Consider the following 21838-nt stretch of genomic DNA (forward strand, 5'->3'; position numbering starts at 1 on the left):
GCATTGCCTTTTGACGCATTGCCTTTTGACGCATTGCCTTTTGACGCATTGCCTTTTGAAGTATTGCCTTTTGACGCATTCCCTTTTGACGCATTACCATTTGACGCATTACCTTCTGTTGAATTTTGACCGGCCCTAGCTTTCTTCCCTTTTGGCATAAAAATCCCACCTTTTATTTGAGTCTACTACCAATGTATTCAGTGACATTTTTACTGTGTCGGCAATCGACTACTAAAAGTTATTAGCTTGCACTAAATAGTACATTGGTTATTTATCGATGTTTTAACATGAAAAGCGCTTGCATCATTGAAGTTAGTAAAAAAATTGATGCAAATACTTGACCTATTCTTCGACAATGGGCTTTTGACCATTACTTCGTCGACCTAAGACACATATAGATATTAGGATACTATCAAGGGAGGTTAGACAACTATGAATAAGGAAATGATACACTCGCTAGTGGATAAGGTGATTAAAGTCGATAGAGGCGGACCTGAATCTCGCGTTGGTAGGCTATTGGCGGCAGAAGAAGACTACTTTACGTTGCTACATGATGATGAAGGAATCATCTATTATAATACTCAGCATATTAAGAGCGTAACTTATAATTCGAAAAGCCAATTAGATATCGATGTTGAAATTCCTGAGAATTTCAAGTTCGTTCAAGCTGCAGACTTTAAAGGTATTTTGCAAAAATTGACACTACGCTGGGTAAAAATTAACCGCGGCGGACCAGAAACACTAGAGGGTGTAATGGACGTTGTTACGGATGATTTTGTAACAATTGTTGCTAATGAAGAGATCATTCGGGTATCTTTGTTTCATATCAGAAACATTAGCTATGGAGTCAAAATGGAAAAAGATAAAAAAGATGAGGGAAATACTCAAGAAAAAGCAAAAGAAAACAAGTAAGTATATGAATGCATTCGTCGCTTCTGTTGGTAAGAAGCGACGATATTCTTATGGAGGAGGCGCCCCAAATTGCAAGAGCATGAATTCGGAAAATTAATAGGCGGCCTTAAAGAGTCAAAAATAGGATTATTTCTTAGTGGCAATCAATTCATAGAAGGCATGTTGCTGGATGTTAAACAAGACCACCTTGTCGTTGTTGTCGATCAGAAGGTTATGTACGTGGCACTCCAACATATTAAAGCTCTTTCAAAGAATGCTAAAGACGTGCAGGTTATGCACGAAAAAGTGCCTTACCTCAATAGGAATTATATGGTAGATATATGGAAGGACCTCAGATACAACTGGGTCACCATTAATAGTTTAAGTCACCAGAAAGTTTTCGGCGTGTTAAGCAAAGTGGCCGCGGAGTACATTATGGTCATCCATAATGCTGAACTGCTCTATATTGCGAATGCCCATATAACCGACATGTATAGTGAAATAGCTGACGAACAAATTATCTTGCTCAATCAAATCGAGCAACTAGCCAGTCCACGAAAGCTTACATCCATTATGCTTAACGAACTATCAGAAATGAACGAGCGGGTTGTCGTCGAACAACTATCACTAACAAACAGCAATGAGGCGGAAAAAAGTAGTGAAGCTCTAAATGTGGAAAAGGTCGCAGGTGAAAGAATAGAAAATGAAAATGATGCCATAGAACATCCAGATAGCTATCTAGAAAAAGTGATTCATGGATTTGCACCTCAAATCAGCGAGGACATACAACATGCTCAGCATCAGGAAGAGCAAGTTGCTGTTCAACAACTCCAACAAACAAATGACAATACTAGCAAAGCGCTAGCCATTGAAAATCTGGTTGGCGTGGTAAAGAGAATTGCAAGTGATAAGCAAGAATCCCCAGAGGTTTATGTAGAGACTGCTAATGTACTTCAAATGGAGAAACAGGATGAATATGAATCGTCTAGTCATGAACAACGATTTAATTTAGCGGAATACCAGTCTAGGTTAAATGAAAAAAGGATACTTCTTTCTGAATGGAATACCATTATGACTGACCACCGTACAATGCTAAGCCATAATAACCCTGAAAAAGAGAATAAAAGAGAAATGTCAAATCATGGTAAAAACGAAGTGGAAAGTGACATTTTGGACAATGAAAGCATTGCTGTTAAGAAGAAACGACGTAAGAAACGCCTTAATCGTTTAACTCATCCGATACTTGAAACGAAATCAATGATTGAAGTAGATGCCGATATTGAAGTTTTGGATGGAAAACCTGAGTCTGCTGAAATAACAGGTGAACTTGTCACTAGTAGCCAACTAAGCCAAGAAGAACAACAAAAAAGGTTGAAGATGCAATACCATGCATTAATGTTGCATTACCATGCGCTAATGATGAATGCAGCTGGAAATACGTCAGACGCTAAACTTGTTGGAAAAACGCCCTCTCATCTACCAGTAAGACGAACAAGTTCCGAAGAAATGGTAGAGAAACAGTACCGCTCATTAATGAAGCATGCAGAAAAGATGTACCATCAATTAAGAGATTTATGATAATACGGGTATGTTGGATACTGCTGGTCAAAAATTATAAGGAGCTGTGGACGTGAATAATATTATTCGAAGTCTTGTCAAACAAGTTGTCCAACTGGAGGTTTCCGGTAAAAATATATTAAAAGGTACTGTAATTGATTTAGGCACGGACACGATGGTGCTTTTTAATGGGGCGGAGTTTGTGTATATTCCCTTGGATCATATCCAAAATTTCAAGGTTGATGGCAATAATGACGAAGATATACAAGCCCCGGCAATGTTGCCGAGCATAAGTGCGGATGAAAATGACGTCGATTTAACGTTTACCAAGGTTCTTACACAAGCGCAAGGAAAGTATGTTGAAATTTATGTAACAGGCAACGAAGCCTTGCATGGCTATATCACGAGTATCAAGGATAACTATTTTGAATTTCAATCGCCCGTTTATAAAACGATGTACATTTCTTTGAGTCATGTAAAATGGCTAATTCCTTATGCTCAAAATGAGCTAGCTTACGGTTTGAATCTCCCAGTGCAGCCTAATAATGAGACGCTAGCAAGTACTTTTGAAGTCCAAGTTGAACAGTTTAAAAATGAAATTGTTGTGTTGAACATAGGAGGACCTAAGAGCCATATAGGGAAAATAACAAATGTCGAGCAACAAATTGCTGAAATTCAAACAGCAAGAGCGGATTCTAGTTATGTGAACTTGGGCCATATTAAGACGTTACATGTGGTGTGAATCAGTTGCAACTATGCAATTTTAATGATGGAAAGAACCTGTTTCAGGCTGACGATAAACCATCGACAGCCTATTTTTTTGTGGACAAGTTTTCGACATAGTTGTCCATTTTTTGCCCAGGCCAAATATACATTTTAAAACAGGTGGACATACATCCCGTCGTGGTATCAACGTGGTGAATATACATAAAAGGAAACGGACAAACAATAAAAAAGAAAGGATAAGCAGGTCAAGGAAACGGTCAAAAAAAAGAAAGGATATGTATATGTATGAGTGTTCAAATTGCTATTACCGGTTTGGTTTTCATAGTGACTATGTTAGTCATTTTTTGGAGACCTAAAGGGATGAATGAGGCTTGGCCAGCGTCGATTGGCGCAGGGATCATTCTTTTAACGGGCATTGTATCACACGCAGATATCATGGACATCATCAGTAAAATTGGTGGAGCATCCATTACGATTATTGCAACTATTGTTATGGCTGTTATATTGGAAAGTTTCGGTTTTTTCCATTGGGCAGCTGCAAAGCTAGCCCATTTCTCGAAGGGTTCAGGTCACCGTCTCTATTGGAATATCCAGTTGCTGTGCTTTTTGATGACACTTTTATTTAATAACGATGGGAGTATTTTAATAACGACACCAATTTTAATTTTACTACTTAAAAACCTCCGACTAAAACCACACCAACAAATACCTTATCTGTTAAGTGGCGCTCTCATTGCCACAGCTTCAAGCGCACCGATTGGTGTAAGTAATATCGTGAACTTAATTGCCCTGGAAATCGTGCATATGTCTCTTTGGATGCATACAGCTATGATGTTTGTTCCGGCAACGATAGGCTTGTTGTTTATGTCAGGCTTGATGTATGTGGTAGTAAAAAATAAGCTACCCAAAACATTACCTAGTTCCGCAAATGATATCGAAGAAATCTTTTTCAATAAAAATTTCCACCCATTAAAAACAAAGATTTCTGTTGAAACAAAACAAAAACGCACAAGATTTATGATGAAGATTTTACTGTTTGTCTTTGTCATGCGTTGTCTCCTTTTCGTTGCCTCTTTTATCAATGTTCCCATTGAACTTGTAGCAGTACTTGGCTCAGTTGTTCTGTTATGTTGGAGATGGTATCATTTGCGCACGAACCCGGTGGATCTTTTGAAGAAGACGCCTTGGCACATTCTTATTTTTGCCTTCTCTATGTATGTAATCATTTACGGCTTGCACAATGTAGGACTAACAGCATTGCTCGTGCGATGGTGCGAACCAATTGTAACGCAGGGACTTTTTCAAGCAAGTTTTATCATGGGCGGGTTAGTTTCAATACTGGCGAACATCTTTAATAATCACCCGGCTTTAATGATTGGGACGATTACTTTAACTGAAATGGGGCTAGATCCAATCACATTAAAGACTATCTATCTTGCGAATATTATAGGCAGTGACATGGGATCATTATTGTTACCGATTGGTACCCTTGCTTCACTAATTTGGATGAGTATCCTGAGACGAAATAAGATAAAAGTTTCTTGGAAAGATTATATGAGCGTATCGTTAATCGTCATACCGATAACAACAATCGTAACGTTAACATTGCTATACTTTTGGGTACAATTGGTCTTTGCCAATTGAAATCTAAGCTATTCCTGCTCATCTTTAGTCGTTCCTTGTATGTATATGTTATTGCATTGTCTATCGTGCATCCACCTTTTGATTATAAATCGATTGCCAGTCTTAACACATTGGTGGGTAATGCTGATTATTCACCTCTTCCCAAAAAGGTATTGCTAATTTTCGGAGAATAGCGTAAGGTTATAAATGATAGAAATTTAAATCAATTCAAAACCCAGACACAATTGAATAGTTTTTCTTATCTAGAGAGGTATAGGGACTGGCCCGTTGACACCTCAGCAACCGCCATAATTGGTACGGTGCTAATTCCAGCAGGTCGAGAAATCGGCTTGATAGATGAGGAAGAGACTTAGTCAAATGCGGAGTCTATTTCCTTTATCAACACAAAGGAGAGGCTCTTTTTTGTTTCAATTTTATGAATCAGTGGACATAGAGAGGGGATAGACAATTGGCAAATTTACTAGAGACGATGAAGGAACGTATTTTAATTGGCGATGGGGCGATGGGGACATTGCTTTATACGAATGGAGTAGACCGTTGTTTTGAGGAGCTAAATTTGACGCATCCTGAACAAGTGCTTCATATTCACCAAGCCTATATTGAGGCGGGGGCCGATGTGATTCAAACCAATACATATGGGGCCAACTATATCAAATTAGCACGTTATGGACTAGAGGATAGTGTGGAAAAGATCAATAAGGCAGCCGTTGATATTGCCAAAAAAGCTGCTGGTAAACATACGTTTATTCTCGGAACGATTGGTGGCATTCATGGTTCCAAAGCATCGATTGGCACGAAGGAAGAAATAGAACAGAGCTTTAAGCAGCAACTTCAATGTCTACTTATTGAAGGTGTAGACGGTATTTTGTTAGAAACCTATTACGATTTTGATGAATTAACGACTGTACTCAACATTGCACGTCAAGCGACGGATATACCAATTATTACTAATGTGTCTATGCATGAAGCAGGGGTATTACAAAATGGTTTAGCACTTGCGGATGCTCTGCAGCAGCTGGAAGCTTTAGGTGCTGATGTGGTTGGAGTCAACTGTGGATTAGGGCCTTACCATATGTTAAAAGCTTTAGAGGAAGTTCCTTTGACGAAGAAAGCCTTACTTGCTGTCTACCCAAATGCTAGCTTCCCGAGCTATACAGATGGCAAATTGACGTATGAAAATGAACCCGATTATTTTGGTAAACTGGCGCTTAATTTCCGTAAGGAGGGTGTCGGCTTGCTAGGGGGATGCTGTGGTACGACGCCGGCGCATATCCGTGCATTGGTTGAGGGGCTAACGAATCGGGTGCATGTACAAGACAAGCAAGTGAAAGCGCACGCGGCGAAAGTGAATGTTACCGAGTCGAAGAATCTTGATAAACCGACCTTGCTTGAAACGGTGAAAAAGAGACATTCGATTATTGTTGAACTAGATGCGCCTAAGCATTTAAACACGGCTACGTTTTTTGAAGGAGCCCAGGCCTTACATGACGCAGGTGTGGACGCTATTACATTGGCCGATAATTCCCTGGCATCACCGAGAATTTGTAATGCATCAATGGGGTCATTGGTTAAACAAAGAATTGGTGCAACACCGCTTGTCCATATCACATGCCGCGATCGAAACCTCATTGGCTTGCAGTCGCATCTTATGGGCTTGCACACAATGGGCATTACAGAATTACTGGCGATTACAGGAGACCCAACGAAAATTGGTGATTTCCCTGGCGCAACGTCCGTTTTCGATATGACTTCTTTTGAACTAATAACAATGATAAAACAGTTCAATGAAGGAATTTCTTGGTCTGGTAAGTCGTTGCAGCAGAAAACATCCTTTACAGTGGCGGCGGCGTTTAACCCGAACGTGCGTCATATCGACCGTGCTGTACAAAGAATGGAGAAAAAAATCGAAGCGGGTGCGGATTATTTCATCACACAGCCGATTTATAGCCCAGAGAAGATTATTGAATTATACGAGGCAACAAAGCATATTCAAGCACCGATTTATATCGGTATTATGCCGTTGACATCGTCGCAAAATGCAGAGTTTCTTCACAATGAAGTGCCGGGCATCAAGCTGACAGATGAAGTTCGCGCAAGGATGGGGCTATTTGCAGGAGACCGAGAGCAATCGACGCGAGAAGGCATAGCGGTTGCAAAAGAATTGATTGACGTGGCGTTAGAGCATTTCCATGGCATATACTTAATCACACCGTTTATGCGCTATGATATGACGGTCGATTTGACAGAATATATCAATGAAAAAGTGAGCGCTGGTGTTCACGCATAATCAGGTAAATCGGCTATGGCGGTCATAAATGTAGCTGTGCCAATTACAAACCCCCTTGTAAATGGATGGTCCATTTACAAGGGGGTTTATGTGTTTACAATGGACTCTTAGCCGTTGCTAATTTCTCCGCAACTTGTAAGGCTTGATCAAAATCAGCTATCAAATCATCGACATGCTCAAGGCCAACTGAAAAGCGTAGTAGACCATCTGTAATACCACGTTTTTCCCGTTCAGCTTTTGGCATAGCAGCGTGAGACATTTGTGCTGGATAGGATAGAATCGATTCAACTCCACCTAGACTAACCGCGAAAACAGGGATTTTGACGTTTTCAACAAACGCTTTTGCTGTCTCTCTGCTCGGCAAACGGAATGACAATACAGCACCTGCACTTGTTGATTGTTTGGCGTGGATCGCGTGACCTGGATGACTGGCTAAACCAGGGTAAAACACTTCCTCTACTAATGCATGTTTATCCAAATAGGTTGCGATTTTAGCAGCAGAGGCAGTTGACTGCGTGAAGCGAGCACCCAATGTTTTGATGCCTTGAATGAGTGCATAGGAATCTTGCGCACCTAAAATAGCACCGAAAGAATTTTGAATGAAAGCCAAACGATTGCCAAGCGCCTCATCCTTTGTGACAGCTAGACCTGCAATAATATCACTATGCCCCGACAAAAACTTCGTTGCACTATGCAGAACGATATCGACACCAAGATCGAGTGGACGCTGATAAAGAGGTGACATGAATGTATTATCAAGGAATGTTAAGCAATTATGCGCTTTGGCTATGTTGACCACAGCTTCAATATCCGTAATGCCAAGACGTGGATTGGACGGTGTTTCGATATAAATCAATTTCGTATTCGGTTGGATAGCTTGTTTGACAGCTTCCAAATCACCTAAGTCAACAAAAGTATGGTCGATACGAAACTTTGTTAATACCTCGGTAACAAAGCGAAATGTTCCGCCGTAGACATCTTCTGTTATGACAATATGATCGTCGGCAGACAATAGCATGAATGCGGAAGAAATTGCGGCAATGCCAGAAGCAAATGCTAGCCCTCTTGCGCCACCTTCTAAAGCTGCAATCGTTTTTTCCAAAGCTTCTCTTGTTGGATTGCCTGAACGGCTATAATCATAAGGACCAAATGTATCAAAGCTACTTTGATGGAATGTAGAAGACAAGTAAATCGGAACATTTACAGCACCTGTTTTTTGCTCGAAATCTCCACGTGTCGATGCGTGGATAATCGTTGTTTCTAAGCGTTCTTCACGTGAACTCATAGCTGTGGCACCTCACTTTTTAATGAAGCAAATACTTGTTTCAAATCGGCAATCAAATCATCCGTATCCTCTACCCCAACTGAAAAGCGTAACAGGCTGTTACAAACACCGCGACGTAGGCGTTCTTCCAATGGAATGTCGGCATGTGTTTGTGTTGCTGGATAAGTAATAAAGCTTTCCACGCCGCCAAGACTTTCAGCGAATGTAATGAGTTGCAGGTTTTCAAGAAATTGTCCAACCCACTCGCTTTCTTGCAGACGGAATGATAGCATGCCACCTTTTCCTGGATACAGCACGTCTTTGACAAGTGGTTCATTTTCCAAGAAATCCACAATGATTTTCGCATTCGCATCATGCTGCTTCATGCGCAAGTGAAGTGTTTTTAATCCACGGACGATTAACCATGAATCGAAAGGCGATAGCACAGCACCGATTGCGTTATGGTTCGAACCAAGTTTTGCACAAAGCTCCTCACCTTGTGCCACGACCAACCCTGCAAGCACATCATTATGTCCCCCAATATATTTCGTTGCGCTATGTAGGACGATATCAGCACCAAGTTCAATTGGTCTTTGGAAATACGGTGTGTAAAATGTATTGTCAACAATCAGTAGTAAGTCATATTTTTTAGCAAGTTCTGCATACTGAGCGATATCCGTTTCCTGCATTAAAGGATTCGTAGGTGTTTCAATGAAGAGAGCTTTTGTCTTAGCTGTAATCAATTTCTCCGTTTCGTGAACATCCGTAAAATCGGAGTACGACGTCGTAATACCATAGACATCTGCATAATAGTCGAGTAGGCGGTACGTTCCACCATAAATATCTTCCGGCCCAATCAATGCATCGCCTGAACGGAATAGAGAGAGTACTAATTGAATCGCAGCCATGCCTGAACTACAAGCATAGCCCTGATCTCCGCCTTCTAAATTAGCAATGCCTTCTTCTAAAATGGAACGCGTTGGATTTTTCGTCCGAGAGTAATCATAGCCAGTCGATTGACCAAGACCATCATGCTTGTAAGCTGTCGATAAATAAATAGGCGGGTTCACAGCACCCGTTTTTAGATCACTATTATTTCCTAGTTGTACAAGTCGTGTATCAAAACTTTTATTTGTCATTTTTTATCATCCTTTTTAATTTAATCAATTACGTCTTGGCGTAATTTCGTCCGAATTTTGAATTGTGCTTGAGGCATACAGGGAGGAATTGCAGTTCATTCCTCCTCGGGTGGAAGGATTGAACTGCATCCTTCCTTGTAGGTCATGCAGTCGTCGCGAACTTAGACTGCCTTCGTAACTCCCTTCAAAATTTGTTACATCCGCCGGAGGCTTAATTTGAATCGGCAGTGGGCTTTTGCCGATTCAAATTAAAAAAAGGACCCTCTAGTAGAAGAGGGCCCTCAAAAATATGAAGTCAATCTTCTCATCTGCAAGACGTTTACCGTCTAGTAGGAATTAGCACCATATCCTGAAATAGGCTGGTTGCTGAGACATCGTCGGGCCACTCCCTCCGTCTCTCTTGATAAGAATACAATTATTAAATTGTTAGAAAACATTAATTTATCCAACTCTATCATGTTATGAAAAAAAAGACAAGGGATTATCAATCCGCCTTGTCTTTTTTGATGATGGGGTCTTTATTCGTGACATCTAGAACGTCCAACAGGAAAACAAACACAGGAATCCCGATGATCAATCCCCAGACGCCGAAGAATTGTTGTGAAAAAATAAGCACGATGAACGTGTAAAAAACAGGCAAATCCGTTTTGGAGGACATGAGTTTCGGATTTAAAATATAAGCTTCAATAGCATGAATAATCATGACCGCTACAATTAAGTAGACGACTTTGAGTACACCACCAATGGTAAAAGCAATAAGTGTGAGTGGCACCATTGAAATAATGACGCCGGCAACTGGGATGAGCCCTAAGAAGAATACCATGATGGCTAATCCGATGATTTGCGGGAACCCGAGTACCATCAAGACAATCACTGACAAAAATGTATTCACAATTGCAATGATGAACTGTGCTTCAATCACTTTGCCAAATGTACGTGAAAACTTTTTGCCGAAGAACTCAATTTCATAATAAAATGGAGCTACTTTACTTTGTTTGAACTTATCAGTGAATTCAATTAAACGTGGTTTTTCCAATAGGAAAAATAAGCTTAATAGTAAGGCAATCAATACTTGAACACTTGTTTTACTAATATCTGTGAAAGATACTAATAGGAATGTAAATCCGTTTTCTATATAAGCGGTAATTTTCTCGCTAGAAATAAAGGATTCAATAAAGTGAATTAAGGGATTGTCGTGTGATTGTGTAGAAAAGTTCGTAATTTGTTTGATTAACTGGCTGATTTCGAGTGAGATAATTGGTAAATATTTAACAAGCCCTGCGGTTAGTAGACCAACAATCGTGGTATAGAGTAGGATAACAAGTATTTTTCGATTTATTTGGACGCGTTTAGCTGTAAACTCCATAAGTCGATTCATTAAAAATGCAAAAATAAATGTTAGCAAAATTAAATTCATCATGCTTCTTACGCTGTATAGAATGAAGATCATCAAACCGAAAATAATAACGCGCTTTACTCCTTTATTTCTAAAGAAATCAGTAATCACTTCCATATTTAGATATTACCCCTCGTAAATTATTTTGTTCGAAAATTATGTCGTAATATGCCTAATTATAGTATCAACCTAGAGGAAAGATATTACAAGCAGGAACTCTGCGAAATATTCATCTTTTTCTATATATGCTATCCCATTTGTATGTGAATATCATTGAGTTGAATCCTATTTTAATTGTTTACTGGATAATCGTAAAATGTCGTTTCATGTTATATCACTTCGAATTCACGGTAAATGGTGTATACTATTTAGTACCTAAAGTAATCGGAAGAAGGAGATTGTTATGAGTTCAAAATATGTAGATGACAGCTTGGCTTTACATACGGATCTTTATCAAATCAATATGGCGGAATCGTATTGGGCAGATGGTATTCATAATCGAAAATCAGTGTTTGAATTGTTTTTCAGAAGTTTACCGTTTGGCAATGGTTATGCGGTATTTGCGGGGCTTGAAAGAATCCTCGATTTTTTGCGAAATCTTCATTTCAGCGATAGTGATTTGGCGTATTTAAAGGATGAGCTCGGCTACGAAGAGGACTTTATTGGATATTTGAAAGAGCTACGTTTCACGGGTGATGTCTATTCAATGGTAGAAGGGGAATTGGTTTTTGCAAATGAGCCAATTATTCGCATAGAGGCACCACTCATCCAAGCGCAGCTAATCGAAACAGCTCTTTTAAATATCGTTAACTATCAAACGTTGATTGCAACAAAAGCGAGCCGCATTAAACAAGTCGTGAAAGACGAAGTCGTCATGGAATTCGGAACGCGTCGTGCGCATGAAATGGATGCGGCAATTTGGGGGGCACGCGCGACCATTATTGGTGGTATTGAAGCGACTAGTAACGTCCGTGCGGGTAAAAAATTCGATATTCCTGTATCGGGGACACACGCCCATTCGATGGTGCAAGCCTATAAAAGTGAGTATGAGGCGTTTCATTCCTACGCAAAGCGTCATAAAGACTGTGTTTTCTTGGTCGACACGTATAATACGCTGAAAATTGGGATTCCAACGGCGATTCAAGTAGCGAAAGAATTAGGCGATAAAATTAATTTCATCGGCATACGTCTCGATAGTGGCGATATTTCGTTTTTATCGAAGGAAGCGCGTCGCATGTTAGATGAAGCGGGATTTAAAGATGCAAAAGTGGTCGTTTCTAATGATTTGGACGAATATACAATTTTGAATTTGAAGGCTCAGGGAGCAAGGGTAGATGTCTGGGGAATCGGTACGAAACTGATTACTGCTTATGACCAGCCAGCACTTGGAGCAGTTTATAAAATTGTCTCTATTGAAGATGAAAAAGGTGAAATGGTTGATACAATCAAGATTTCATCGACGACAGAAAAGGTTACCACGCCAGGACGGAAGAAATTGTATCGCATCATTGATTTGGAAAATGGCAAGGCTGAAGGGGATTACATTACGATGTACGATGAAGATCCCGCGTCTGAAAAGCGCATTAAAATGTTCCACCCTGTCCATACATTTGTGTCGAAGTTTGTAACGAATTTTGAAGCAAAAAACCTGCATGTCAAGGTAGTTGAAAATGGGGATGTTATTTACGAAAATCCACCGCTGTTGCAAATGCGCGATTACGCAAAAGACAACCTGAATTTATTGTGGGATGAATATAAACGTTCGTTGAATCCAGAAGAATATCCTGTCGATTTAAGCCAGAAATGTTGGGATAACAAAATGCGTAATATCCAGGAAGTTCAGGAAATGGTGGAAGACTTTCTAGATATGTGAGGAGGTAGGACAGTGGGGACGCTACAAGAAAAGATAATTGGCGAGTTGAAGGTGCAGCCTGTCATTGATCCTAAGGAAGAAATTCGTAAGTCCGTTGACTTTATGAAAGCTTATGCCAGAAAAAATGCGTTTTTGAATGGCTTTGTATTAGGGATTTCAGGTGGTCAGGATTCAACGTTGGTCGGAAAACTTGCACAGCTTGCTGTCGATGAATTGAATAGTGAGGTAGGAGCTAATCACTATAAATTCATTGCGATTCGGCTGCCATATGGTGCTCAATTTGATGAAGAAGATTGTCAAGATGCTCTAGATTTTATCGAGCCGACGCTGGTGTATACAGTGAATATAAAAGAAGCAGTTGATGCGAGTGAGCGCACATTACTAGCTGCGGGTGTGAAGCTGACGGATTACGCCAAAGGTAATGAAAAAGCGCGAGAACGGATGAAGGTTCAATATTCTGTTGCTGCAATGCATAACTGCGTGGTACTGGGAACAGATCATGCGGCGGAGGGCATTACCGGATTTTACACGAAGTTTGGGGATGGTGGCGCTGATCTGATGCCGATTGCAAGATTGAACAAGCGGCAAGGGAAACAGTTGCTGAGTGAACTCGGTTGTCCAGCTCACCTCTATTTGAAAGTGCCTACTGCAGATCTTGAGGAAGATAAACCAGCGTTGCCGGATGAAGTCGCCCTTGGTGTTTCATATGACCAAATTGATGATTATCTTGAGGGAAAAGCCATTCCAGCAGAGCCTCGTGAAAGACTCGAGAATTATTTTTTACGCTCACAACATAAACGACATATGCCGATTACGATTTTTGATGATTTTTGGCGATGAAAGTAGAAAGGCCTCCTTCGGGGGTCTTTTTGCTATTTAATATTCTCCGGCAGAAGTGCCCTGCCGAAGAATATTAAGCCTCCGGCGGATGTCACAAATTTTGAAGGGAGTGAAGAAGGCAGTCTAAGTTCGCGACGTCCTGTCGCAACGACTGCATGACCTACATCCTGTAGGCCTCAAGCGCAATTCAAAATTTGGACGCAATTACACCAAGGTGTAATTGATTGGCTTAAGTTGTATGGAAAACGGTTATCCTGTATGATGAAATTATATTTTGTTAATATTCGGATAAGGTGATTAATGTATCCAATTGGGGGTTCTGGAATGACATATAAAGAAACGATTGAGAAGGTCTTGACGAATATTGAAAAAGTAATGATTGGGAAACGCGATATTGCAGAGTTAAGCGTAACGGCGCTACTTGCGGGTGGACATGTTCTGCTTGAGGATGTGCCAGGTGTTGGGAAAACGATGATGGTCAAGGCTTTAGCAAAGTCGATAGGAGCAAATTTTAAACGGATTCAGTTTACACCAGATTTACTTCCTTCTGATGTTCTCGGAGTGTCTATTTACAATCCAAAAGAGATGGAATTTGAATTTAGACCTGGGCCGATAATGGGCAATATTGTACTTGCAGATGAAATCAATCGAACATCACCGAAGACGCAAGCGGCATTATTAGAGGGGATGGAAGAATCCTCTGTGACGATTGACGGTGAAACAATTCGAATTCCACAACCGTTTTTTGTCATGGCGACACAAAATCCCATTGAGTATGAAGGGACGTACCCGTTGCCAGAAGCACAATTGGATCGCTTTTTATTCAAATTAAAAATGGGCTACCCAACGAGGTGGGAGGAAACAGAAATACTGAGCCGAGCTGAAAAATCAGTGCCTCTCGACAAGTTAGAAACGGTTATTTCTCTTGCTGATTTGAAGGATTTGCAAAATGCTGTCACAGATATAATTGTCGATGAAACGATTAAATCGTACATTGTGGATTGTGCTGCGCAAACGCGTAACCATCCTTATGTCTATCTAGGTGTTAGCCCCCGTGGTTCATTGGCGCTTATGAAAGCATGCCAAGCTTATGCGTTACTAAAAGGCAAAGCTTATGTCACACCAGATGATGTTCAGTACCTTTCGCCGTTCGTTTTTGGACATAGAATGATTTTGAAGCCTGAAGCTAAATATGAAGGGATTTCCACGAAGGAAATCGTCGACCGGATATTGACGAAGGTGCATGTGCCTGTTAATAAGGTCGGGATCAAATGACGAAGATAAGAAAAGTGCTCGATATTTCAGGTCGATTTCTTTTTGTGTTAGCTATTCTAGCTCTGACTTTTATATTTGCGATGTTTCAGGGAGGTAAAGTTAGTTGGACCATTTTTTATTGTCTATTGCCTTTCGTTATATATTCTACATTGCTATTTTTCTATCCCCTTTCGGAAATAAGTGTGAAACGATCGATCCGCACAGAGGGAATCCAAAATGGTGGTAAATTTCTTGTGTCATTATTAGTGAAGCGTAAAAGTCGTTTTCCGCTACTCTATACGGTTGTGACGGAGAAGTGGGCAGAGGATGCCCAGGATTTGGTGGCAGACAATCGACTGAAACAGCTGTTCATTTTTGGATTTCGTAAAGAAATGGAATGGCAATATGAAATTGAACAGATGCCCAGAGGAGAACATGTATTGCAAGGGGTAATGGTTGAAATATCCGATTTTTTTGGATGGTTCCGCAAAACGAAGTTTATTGATGCAAAGGATACGATTCTTGTGTTTCCAAAAATAATCGACCTCCACTATGTCTCGTTCGATACGCAATATGACCGTGGTACGCTAGCTTCGCTGCTGAATATTGTCAAAGATACGACAATGGCGACGGGCGTCCGAGGGTATCAGCCAGGAGATCGGGTAACGTGGATTCACTGGAAATCTTTTGCTCGGACACAGACGTTGATGACGAAAGAGTTTGAGGATAGGCGATCGCAAGAGTTGTTTCTACTCCTAGATGGTAGAGTGTCTGCAACATTTGAGGAACAAGTAGAACTGACTGCATCCATTATGAAAGAGGCTTCGAGCCATCAGGCGAATCTTGAATTGATGACAACAGGACTTGAATCTTCCATATTCCCTTATATCCAGTCTGAAGAACAATTGCATCAGGCGTTTGTTCATCTTGCCAAAATAAAGCCCGTAGAGCAAGAGAGAGTAGCACCGTTAGTGGATTTGGGGATGGGACTTCAGCTGGGGGGGCTTGTTGTTTTGATTACTGGAAAGCCGGATAGAATTTTTATGCAGTCTGTGCTTCGCAGTGTTAAAAATGCTAAATCTATCATTTGTTTTGTTGTGGTGAAAGACAATGAATCGACATCGAAAGAGCTTGAAAATGATATCCGGACAGTGAAATCAGAGGGAGTCGTTGTGCATGTACTAGGACGAGAACAGTTTAGGGAAGCTTTTAAAGAGGTGACGAGCCGATGACTGGGACACGAATTGACTGGAGGCTTTTAGTTCTTCTATATACACTTGGATTCGTTCTATTAAGGGAATGGCTCATGCCGGTGATGGAATTGACCGATACTGATTATTTGGGACTATTTCTGCTTTTTGTCGCCATAGCTTTTTTATTGGCGTTGATAGGAGCAAGATGGTGGATAACTGTTCCGGTAAAAATCATTTATATCGTTTGGGTCATCCATTATGTCTATTTAGATAAAGTGCTATTTTCAAAGGATACGATTTTTTTTATTTCCAAAGATATTCTATCAAACGTGTCGATTATTATAGGCGGGGATTGGGATAATATTACGAATCCATTCAAAACCGCTTTATTTTTCTTTCTATTATGGATGACAACCTATCTTATCCGCCATTGGATTGAGGTTAGGAAAAGTATTTTACTTTTTTATATGATGACGGTTGTTTTTATCGCGACGATTGATACGTTTAGTCCGTATTCCGCGGAAGGTTCTATTTTCAGAATCATGGTGACGGGATTATTATTACTGGGACTTCTATTTATAGCTAAACTTATGGAGAGACATAATCGTTCTATTTCGGATGGTGCACTCATCGTACTCTTGTTGCCACTTCTTTTTACGGTAGTAGTGAGTGGAACCTTTGCAAAATTTCTTCCGCAACAGGAACCTATTTGGCCGGATCCAGTCCCTTATTTTAAATCGATTGTCCAAGGTACTGGGACAGGTGGTAGTGGTGCTGGTGTTTCGAAAAGCGGCTATGACACGAACGATACGACACTAGGGGGTTCATTCGTCCAGGATGATACGGTTGTTTTTGAAGTGAAAGTAGCGGAAAAACAATATTGGAAAATCGAGACGAAGAATACGTATACATCAAAAGGTTGGGAGCAAGTACCTGCAAATGATGTGCGGATAACTTATCCTCCTAGTATGGAACTAGGGGATCCTGAAAATTATGCAGAAACGTCGGATAAACAACAGATGCTGGCCGAATTTCAAGTGTTTGAGCCCTTTACGTTTATTGTTTACCCTTATGGCATTCATAAAGTGCACGCAATAGGTGATGCACTTTTCCTTCATTCGAAATTGTCGGGGAAGTATAGTACTACAATTGGTGGGAGCGAAGGTTCACTTGGTACGTATGACATCGAATTTAAAGAACCGGATTATAGTTTAACAGCGTTAAGGGCTACGAAGATGGCGGATTACGCTACTGAAGATGAAGACTTTACGCAATACTTGCAACTGCCAAGACAATTGCCGCAACGTGTCAGAGAGCTAGCAGAAGAAATAACGGCAGAGCATGATAATGTCTATGAAAAGGCGAAAGCAATTGAGAAATATTTTAGTCAAAACGGATTTGTCTATACACAACAAGATGTTGCGATTCCCAAAGCAGGCGAAGATTATGTCGATCAGTTCCTTTTTGATACGAAAAGTGGCTACTGCGATAATTTTTCAACATCTATGGTAGTCATGCTGCGCGCACTTGATATCCCCGCGCGTTGGGTGAAGGGCTTTGCACCAGGAAATATTATCTTGAATGATGCGGGGGAACGGGTTTTCCAGATTACAAATAACGAGGCGCATTCATGGGTAGAAGCCTATATGCCGGGAATTGGTTGGATGCCATTCGAACCGACGATTGGGTTTAACGGCTTGGCAGATATCGATTATGACTTGGAGCTGGATTTAGCTAATCCGGAAATTCCTGAACAGAAAGAGCCGGAGCAACCGAAGCCAGAGCAAAAAAAGAAGCCTGTGAGAGCCGAAAAGGATTTTGATGTTGATAAATACTTCGGTTCAATTGGTGCATGGCTGAAAGCTAATTGGTGGGCAATCGTGGCTTGCGTAATCGTACTGGGGCTTATTGTTTGGAGATTGTTTGTCGTAAGGGTGAAGTGGTTACCACGCGTACTGATTTACGCGAGTCGATTTGGAAAAGCTGATTGGGTTACATTCGACAAACAGTATAAAAGTCTATTGAAGCAACTAGATCGTTTAGGACTGAAACGTGCGAGTGGTATGACCTTATCCGATTATGCAACGACTGTGGATGATTATTTTGGTGGAAGAAGGATGAGGCAACTGACAACAGCTTACGAAAAAGGTTTGTATGGTGGTAATACAACCGATCATGAGTGGGGATTATTACAAGAAATATGGAAAGATTTAATTAATAGGACTTCGGGTTGAGTTTGAGGTATAATCGCAGGGGATAAAATGTTCGAAATATAATTCGGTTACCGATGAAGTGAAAAACATTTGGTAAAACAGCCGGAAAAGGGTAGAATAATAGGATTAAGAGGGAGGTTGCATCAACTTGAAGCAGGATAATATTTTAGTATTGGATTTAGGTAGTAGTGAGAATACAACAATTGCCCGTTGGATTCGTGAACTAGGTGTGTATAGTGAGATTCACCCCCATGACATTACAGCTCAAAATATTGAACAGTTAAAAACGGTAAAAGGGATTATTTTAAACGGTGGTAAAAATAATATCATTGATGGCGAAGCAATCGATGTATTAGATGAAATTTACTCTTTAAATATTCCGGTCATTAGCGTAAACCACCCATCAGAAAAAGCATTGAAAGTGCTAGAACAATGGCCAAGTGAAGAAGAAACGAAAGCATTGTTAAAAGATTTCGTTTTCCATACATGTAAAGCGGAAGCGAACTGGAATATGAAAAATTTCGTTGATGACCAAGTTGCTTTACTTCGTAAACAAATAGGCGATAAGAAAGTATTATTAGCTCTTTCTGGCGGTGTAGATTCGTCTGTTGTTGCAGCATTATTAATCAAGGCAATCGGTAAGCAGTTAGTTTGTGTGCATGTAAACCACGGTTTAATGCGTAAAAACGAGTCTGAGGGCGTTATTCAAATGTTCGAAGAAGACTTGGAAGAAAACCTTGTTTACGTGGATGCAAGTGAACGTTTCTTAGGCAAACTAAAAGGGATAGACGGCTCGGAAGAGAAACGTAAAATTATCGGCAATGAATTTATTCGCGTATTTGAAGAAGAAGCGCGCAAATTTGAAGGGATTGACTTTTTAGCACAAGGAACAATCTATCCGGATATCGTAGAATCCGGCACGAAAACACATAAAGTCGTCAAATCTCACCATAATGTTGGAGGACTTCCAGAAGATATGCAATTTGAATTAGTGGAGCCGTTATTCCAATTATTCAAAGATGAAGTACGTGCATGTGGTGTTGAGTTAGGTCTTCCACATGATATGGTATATCGCCAACCATTCCCAGGACCAGGTCTAGGTGTGCGTGTTTTAGGTGAAATTGAGCCTGATCGTCTAGAAGCAGTACGCGAATCAGATGCTATTTTACGCGAAGAATTTGCACTCGCAGGATTAGATCAAAAGGTTTGGCAATACTTCACGGTTGTGCCAAACTTCAAATCTGTCGGTGTACGCAACAATGAGCGTACATATGAATATCCAGTCATTATTCGTGCAGTAAACACTGTAGATGCGATGACAGCAACAGTGGAACAAATCGAATGGCCAATCCTTCTAAAAATCACTGATCGGATTATTAATGAAGTGAAAAATATTAACCGCGTGTGCTACGACCTGTCTCCGAAACCAGGCGGCACGATTGAGTGGGAATAAATCAATTACGCCTGAGCGTAATTGCGAATCGAACAGCGAAGGGTTCGATTTGCCGTATTTCTGCGTTTTTTGCAGAAATTAAGGCACATAGATAAGTTCGATTGACCCCTTTCAAAATCCGTGACATCCGCCGGAGGCTCTATTTTGTTCAGCGGGTGTTTGAATACTCCTTAAGCAGGGAACAAAGTCACGTTTATCTCTCCACCTATGGAGGTGGGAGTCTTTTGCTGAATAAAATAGAAGTTATCGTATAAAACCGGGGATATGGCCCGGAAGTTTCTACCGAGACACCTTAAATGTTTCGACTACGATTACAGCGGAAGGGATATCCCTTCCGTTGTTTTTGGGGAGTATACGGTATTACTACGTATGCTTCTTTTTTGATTTTTAAAAATATTATTCTGAGGATGGTTCAAATGAAAAAGTATTTTGAGTTCGACAAGTTAGGTACGAACTATCGCCGTGAAATTATCGGTGGACTGACTACATTTCTAGCAATGGCCTATATCCTCGTCGTCAATCCGTTGATGTTGTCGCTCGACGCTGTTCCCGATTTACCGGACGCAATGCGCATGGACAAAGGTGCGGTATTTGTAGCAACTGCGCTTGCAGCGGCTGTAGGGTCACTATTTATGGGACTTATCGCGAAATACCCAATTGGATTGGCGCCAGGCATGGGGCTGAACGCCTTCTTTGCTTTTTCAGTCGTGTTAGGAATGGGGATTCCTTGGCAAACAGCATTAACAGGGGTGTTATTTTCAGGTCTTATTTTTATCGTTTTATCACTTACAGGTTTACGTGAAACTATTATTAATGCCATCCCCACGCAGCTAAAATTTGCAGTAGGCGCCGGAATCGGTCTTTTTATCACATTCCTCGGACTTCAAAATGCAAAAATTATCGTTGCTGACCCGAATACACTTGTCACGCTTGGGGATCTTTCACGTGGTCCGACGTTGCTAGCTATATTTGGTCTTGTCATCACAGTTATTATGATGGTACGCAAAATCAATGGTGCAATCTTTTACGGTATGATTACAACGACTATTGTAGGGATGATTGTCGGTTTGATTGGTATGCCCGACAAGATCGTCTCCCAAGTACCAAGTGTGACACCTACATTTGGCGCAGCGTTCGACGCGATATTCCAAGATCCTGCTTCTTTGCTTACGACTCAATTCCTTGTCATTGTCATTACGTTCTTATTTGTAGACTTCTTTGATACGGCAGGTACACTTGTCGCGGTTGCGAATCAGGCAGGCCTGATGAAAGAAGATAAGTTGCCACGAGCTGGTAAAGCACTTCTTGCAGATTCATTGGCAACTGTTACTGGCGCTGTTTTTGGAACGTCGACAACGACTTCCTACATTGAATCATCTGCTGGAGTTGCCGCGGGAGCAAGAACAGGTTTTGCTTCTATTGTAACGGGATTATTATTCTTACTTGCTTTGTTCTTTTCGCCGTTATTGTTCGTTATCACTTCGGAAGTGACTGCACCTGCGTTAATCATAGTCGGTGTATTGATGGTATCAACATTAGGTAATATTGAATGGACGAAGTTTGAAATTGCAGTTCCTGCGTTCTTTACAATTATCGCAATGCCGCTGACATATAGTATCGCGACAGGAATCGCTATAGGTTTCATATTCTATCCAATTACGATGATCTTGAGTGGGCGTAAGAAAGAGATTCATCCTATTATGTATGGCTTATGGGTTATCTTTGTCTTGTACTTTATCTTTATTAAGTAAATATAATCATAGAAACAGCTCCCTTAAGCGATAAGGGAGCTGTTTTTTATAGGAGCTTAATAATAATTAATAAAAACTTTACAAAACTGTTGACTTTCGTTTTTTAGGGTGGTATATTAAATAAGCAGTCGACGAGAACGACAAAAAACGACAGCGAGTTACACCAAATGAACCTTGAAAACTGAACAGCAAAACGTCAATGAAATATAGCGAGAATGCTTAACGCATTCGAGCGAAACGTTTCTAAGTAAATCGATTTTCGTCGAATGAACAGAAACACACACAAGAATCTTCGGATTCTAGTCAGCAAGAAATGAGCTATTCATTTTCTTCTATTATGGAGAGTTTGATCCTGGC

The 21838-nt window shown here is 40.6% G+C and carries 15 protein-coding genes and 3 riboswitches; of the genes, 12 read left to right on the top strand and 3 right to left on the bottom strand.

The genetic code is table 11. The features are described from left to right. The first annotated feature begins 432 nt into the window (after positions 1–432). The 5 genes from R2B72_RS17465 to R2B72_RS17485 all read left to right on the top strand — a co-directional run bounded on the left by R2B72_RS17465 (position 433) and on the right by R2B72_RS17485 (position 7105). Positions 433–912, top strand: a complete 480-nt coding sequence (locus tag R2B72_RS17465) for a hypothetical protein (protein WP_318618121.1) — start codon at positions 433–435, stop codon at positions 910–912. A 69-nt stretch (positions 913–981) separates the two neighbouring features. Beyond that, entirely contained in the window at positions 982–2469 is a 1488-nt protein-coding gene (locus tag R2B72_RS17470) for a hypothetical protein (RefSeq protein WP_318618122.1), read from the top strand. Between the two features lie 52 nt (positions 2470–2521). Next, positions 2522–3190: a DUF2642 domain-containing protein gene (locus R2B72_RS17475; RefSeq protein ID WP_318618123.1), complete on the top strand. Its 669-nt coding sequence runs from the start codon at positions 2522–2524 to the stop codon at positions 3188–3190. Between the two features lie 269 nt (positions 3191–3459). Then, entirely contained in the window at positions 3460–4818 is a 1359-nt protein-coding gene (locus R2B72_RS17480; RefSeq protein WP_318618124.1) for an arsenic transporter, read from the top strand. Positions 4819–5053: 235 nt separating this feature from the next. Continuing rightward, positions 5054–5161, top strand: a riboswitch (SAM riboswitch). Between the two features lie 105 nt (positions 5162–5266). Then, positions 5267–7105, top strand: a complete 1839-nt coding sequence (locus R2B72_RS17485; RefSeq protein WP_318618125.1) for a bifunctional homocysteine S-methyltransferase/methylenetetrahydrofolate reductase — start codon at positions 5267–5269, stop codon at positions 7103–7105. Positions 7106–7199: 94 nt separating this feature from the next. Here the strand turns inward: R2B72_RS17485 and metC are convergent, their stop codons facing one another. The 3 genes from metC to R2B72_RS17500 all read right to left on the bottom strand — a co-directional run bounded on the left by metC (position 7200) and on the right by R2B72_RS17500 (position 11021). Continuing rightward, complete coding sequence (metC, locus tag R2B72_RS17490; RefSeq protein ID WP_318618127.1) at positions 7200–8390, bottom strand: cystathionine beta-lyase; 1191 nt, start codon at positions 8388–8390, stop codon at positions 7200–7202. Beyond that, positions 8387–9508, bottom strand: coding sequence for a methionine biosynthesis PLP-dependent protein (locus R2B72_RS17495; RefSeq protein WP_318618128.1), 1122 nt, complete (start codon positions 9506–9508; stop codon positions 8387–8389). Before R2B72_RS17495 ends, metC begins: the two co-directional genes overlap by 4 nt. 301 nt (positions 9509–9809) lie before the next feature. Further along, positions 9810–9918, bottom strand: a riboswitch (SAM riboswitch). A gap of 74 nt (positions 9919–9992) precedes the next feature. After that, a complete protein-coding gene (locus R2B72_RS17500; protein ID WP_318618130.1) occupies positions 9993–11021 on the bottom strand; it encodes an AI-2E family transporter in 1029 nt (342 codons plus the stop codon). Between the two features lie 286 nt (positions 11022–11307). Here R2B72_RS17500 and R2B72_RS17505 point away from each other — a divergent pair, with 286 nt between their 5' ends. The 7 genes from R2B72_RS17505 (at position 11308) to R2B72_RS17535 (ending at position 21481) form a co-directional block, all read left to right on the top strand. Further along, on the top strand, positions 11308–12777 hold the full coding sequence (locus R2B72_RS17505; RefSeq protein ID WP_318618131.1) for a nicotinate phosphoribosyltransferase: 1470 nt from the start codon (positions 11308–11310) through the stop codon (positions 12775–12777). Between the two features lie 12 nt (positions 12778–12789). After that, positions 12790–13617, top strand: coding sequence for an ammonia-dependent NAD(+) synthetase (nadE, locus tag R2B72_RS17510; protein WP_318618132.1), 828 nt, complete (start codon positions 12790–12792; stop codon positions 13615–13617). Between the two features lie 324 nt (positions 13618–13941). Then, a complete protein-coding gene (locus R2B72_RS17515) occupies positions 13942–14892 on the top strand; it encodes a MoxR family ATPase (protein ID WP_318618134.1) in 951 nt (316 codons plus the stop codon). Next, complete coding sequence (locus R2B72_RS17520) at positions 14889–16103, top strand: DUF58 domain-containing protein (protein WP_318618135.1); 1215 nt, start codon at positions 14889–14891, stop codon at positions 16101–16103. Before R2B72_RS17515 ends, R2B72_RS17520 begins: the two co-directional genes overlap by 4 nt. Next, the gene (locus R2B72_RS17525; RefSeq protein ID WP_318618136.1) at positions 16100–18298 is read left to right on the top strand and encodes a transglutaminase domain-containing protein; all 2199 of its coding nucleotides are present in this window, start codon (positions 16100–16102) and stop codon (positions 18296–18298) included. The genes R2B72_RS17520 and R2B72_RS17525 overlap by 4 nt, the downstream gene beginning before the upstream one ends. A 121-nt stretch (positions 18299–18419) precedes the next feature. Beyond that, complete coding sequence (gene guaA / locus R2B72_RS17530) at positions 18420–19730, top strand: glutamine-hydrolyzing GMP synthase (protein WP_318618138.1); 1311 nt, start codon at positions 18420–18422, stop codon at positions 19728–19730. Between the two features lie 226 nt (positions 19731–19956). Continuing rightward, positions 19957–20058: riboswitch (purine riboswitch) on the top strand. An 88-nt stretch (positions 20059–20146) separates the two neighbouring features. Beyond that, the gene (locus tag R2B72_RS17535; protein ID WP_318618137.1) at positions 20147–21481 is read left to right on the top strand and encodes an NCS2 family permease; all 1335 of its coding nucleotides are present in this window, start codon (positions 20147–20149) and stop codon (positions 21479–21481) included. Positions 21482–21838: the final 357 nt, after the last annotated feature.

It is taken from the genome of Sporosarcina sp. YIM B06819, from assembly GCF_033485175.1.
GTDB lineage: Bacteria > Bacillota > Bacilli > Bacillales_A > Planococcaceae > Sporosarcina.

Coding starts and splice junctions, on each gene's coding strand:
- R2B72_RS17465 (WP_318618121.1), top strand. CDS start 433: ATGAATAAGGAAATGATACACTCGCTAGTGGATAAGGTGATTAAAGTC.
- R2B72_RS17480 (WP_318618124.1), top strand. CDS start 3,460: ATGAGTGTTCAAATTGCTATTACCGGTTTGGTTTTCATAGTGACTATG.
- metC (WP_318618127.1), bottom strand. CDS start 8,390: ATGAGTTCACGTGAAGAACGCTTAGAAACAACGATTATCCACGCATCG.
- R2B72_RS17495 (WP_318618128.1), bottom strand. CDS start 9,508: ATGACAAATAAAAGTTTTGATACACGACTTGTACAACTAGGAAATAAT.
- R2B72_RS17500 (WP_318618130.1), bottom strand. CDS start 11,021: ATGGAAGTGATTACTGATTTCTTTAGAAATAAAGGAGTAAAGCGCGTT.
- R2B72_RS17505 (WP_318618131.1), top strand. CDS start 11,308: ATGAGTTCAAAATATGTAGATGACAGCTTGGCTTTACATACGGATCTT.
- R2B72_RS17515 (WP_318618134.1), top strand. CDS start 13,942: ATGACATATAAAGAAACGATTGAGAAGGTCTTGACGAATATTGAAAAA.
- R2B72_RS17520 (WP_318618135.1), top strand. CDS start 14,889: ATGACGAAGATAAGAAAAGTGCTCGATATTTCAGGTCGATTTCTTTTT.
- R2B72_RS17525 (WP_318618136.1), top strand. CDS start 16,100: ATGACTGGGACACGAATTGACTGGAGGCTTTTAGTTCTTCTATATACA.
- R2B72_RS17535 (WP_318618137.1), top strand. CDS start 20,147: ATGAAAAAGTATTTTGAGTTCGACAAGTTAGGTACGAACTATCGCCGT.